The 2,301-nt window shown below is 62.5% G+C and carries 2 protein-coding genes; one reads left to right on the top strand and one right to left on the bottom strand.

Translation table 11 applies throughout. The features are described 5' to 3' along the window. Positions 1-886 precede the first annotated feature (886 nt). Entirely contained in the window at positions 887-1,882 is a 996-nt protein-coding gene (locus AC1DUU_RS29810) for a polysaccharide deacetylase family protein (RefSeq protein ID WP_476786924.1), read from the top strand. 143 nt (positions 1,883-2,025) lie between these two features. Here AC1DUU_RS29810 and AC1DUU_RS29805 read toward each other — a convergent pair. Further along, positions 2,026-2,301: SbmA/BacA-like family transporter (locus AC1DUU_RS29805; RefSeq protein WP_476786923.1), on the bottom strand; the 276-nt coding region annotated here is incomplete at its 5' end.

Genomic DNA, 2,301 nt, shown 5'->3' with positions numbered 1-2,301 from the left:
TTGCAAGTTCGCGCCGCCCCTCATCCGCCTGCCGGCACCTTCTCCCCGTAAACGGGGCGAAGGAGCCAAGCTTATTCACCGCCACGCCCCGTTTCCGGTCTGGCTATTGCTCATGAAAAGTTCGGGAAGCGGGGCGCGAGGCCGTGCCTTCCGATAATGATTGTATGGCGCGACGTTCGCGCCCCGCTCGGTRTTCTTGCCCCGCTCAGTCGCCTCGGCTTTCACCGCCAGCCGCCGCAAGGCCCGGGCTTGGKGGCTCATCACCCAGCAGGAGAWCCGACCTCCTGCCAGCCCGGCACCGRCGCTTCCCCCCGCTGCCCGGTGCGCACCGGGGTCCCGTGGAAGATCGCGAGGATRATGAYACGGGAGGTTGGAAGGGCGTGGAGAAATGGGGACGGCTATCCACGGTGGTTGCTGACAGATGGTGACAGCTGGATGTCGCCTTATGAGGCCAATCCTASAGGTCGCGATCCTTCGCACCCCCCTCTGGTCCTGAGCTTGTCRAAGGGGCCGGCCATCTCCCCCACAAGGAGGGAGATCACGCCGTCATCGGCGCGCCGCAGCTAATCGCCAAAATCGCAAGACTTATCCCTACGATGTTGCAGGACGCGCGCTGCCGGCGACGAGACTAATCTCCCTCCTTGTGGGGGAGATGGCCGGCCCCTTCGACAAGCTCAGGACCAGAGGGGAAGGRTCACTACGTTGAAGACGAGCCAAGGCGCTGAAAATGCCAGCAACCGTGGAGAACCATTCCACGCCGAACCTGCCCGCCCCCAAGCGCCGGCAGCCGCATGTCGCATTCCATGCCGAACGCAGACGTGCCACATTTGGCGGCTAACGCCCGACGTCACCAAATCCCCTGAAATTGCGCAGCAGTTACCTGAAAATGTCCAAAGCGTTCCTGAGTGCCCTTTTGTCCGCGTCGCTGGCCGCTTTTCCGGCGATGGCGGGGCCTGCCCCCAAGGTCGAGGACGTCAAGAAGCCGCAGGTGGTGCTGATCTCCTTCGACGGCGCGCACGACCTAGCGCAATGGCAGCGCAGCCGCGAGCTTGCGGCGCGCACCGGAGCTCGCTTCACCTATTTCCTGTCTTGCGTCTTCTTGCTGTCGCGCGAAACGCGCGGCGAATATCTCGCGCCCGGAAAATCGGCAGGCAGGTCGAATGTCGGCTTTGCCTCGGACAAGCAGGAAGTGGTCGACCGGCTTGGCCAGATCAACCTCGCCGCTGCCGAGGGCCACGACATCGCCAGCCACGCCTGCGGCCATTTCGACGGCGGCAAATGGAGCAAGGCGGAGTGGACCAAGGAGTTCGACGCGTTTTCGACTGTCATGCGCGACGCCTACAAGATCAACGGCATTTCGCCCGAGCCAGCCGACTGGGCGCAGATTGCGGCCTCGGTGAAGGGATTTCGCGCGCCCTATCTCTCCGACAGCAAGGGGTTGACGGCAGCGCTGCACGACAAGGGCTTTGCCTATAATGCGAGTGGGGTGTCGCGCGGGCCGGAAGAACCGAAGCTCGACGGCAACATGATGGAGTTTGCCCTGCCGCTGATTCCCGAGGGACCGTCGGAACGGAAGATCATTGCGATGGACTACAATCTGTTCGTTCGCCATTCGGGCGGCATAGACAAACCCGAAGAGGCTGCCAAATACGAGACCCGCGCCTATGACGCGTTCGACGCGGCTTTCGAAAAGCAATATGCGGGCGGGCGCATTCCGCTGCAGATCGGCTTTCACTTCACGCTGATGAATGATGGCGCCTATTGGCGCGCGCTGGAGCGTTTCGCCGGCGAGGTCTGCGTCAAGACCGATGTCGAATGCATCAGCTATGCCGACTATGTGGCGCGGCAGAACGAGGCTGCGCCGGTGCAGACCGGCGGGTGAAGGCGGAGTAGTCCGAACCTCCCTCCCCCTTGTGGGGGGATCGAGGGTGGGGGTAACCCTGCGAGCTAATGGGGCCAAATGACCCCCACCCCTTACCCCTCCCCACAAGGGGGAGGGAGACGTCGGCGGCTACGCTATTCCGATCACGCCACCGGCTGATCTTCCGGCCGCAGGCCAGCCTTTTCACGATCGAGATAGCGCTTGTCGATATCGGGCAGCGGTTCGCCCGAAAGCGTCGCCTCAAAGGCGCGCAGGCGCTTATGCACCGACTGCAATTCGACGATGGTCGACCAGGAATTGAGCAGAAACTGCAGCGATCCCGTAACACGCCCGAAGGCATTCGAAATCTGGTTCATCGGGCCAAGCGTGATCTTGTGTGCGACGATCGACGGCCCGAGGATGATGAAGGAGAATATGTT

Source organism: Aminobacter sp. P4_H6_2 (genome assembly GCF_056400805.1).
This window is presented reverse-complemented; position numbering and strand designations above follow the sequence as displayed.

Excerpts from the sequence above, each read along its gene's own strand:
- AC1DUU_RS29810 (WP_476786924.1), top strand. The coding sequence starts at position 887 with ATGTCCAAAGCGTTCCTGAGTGCCCTTTTGTCCGCGTCGCTGGCCGCT.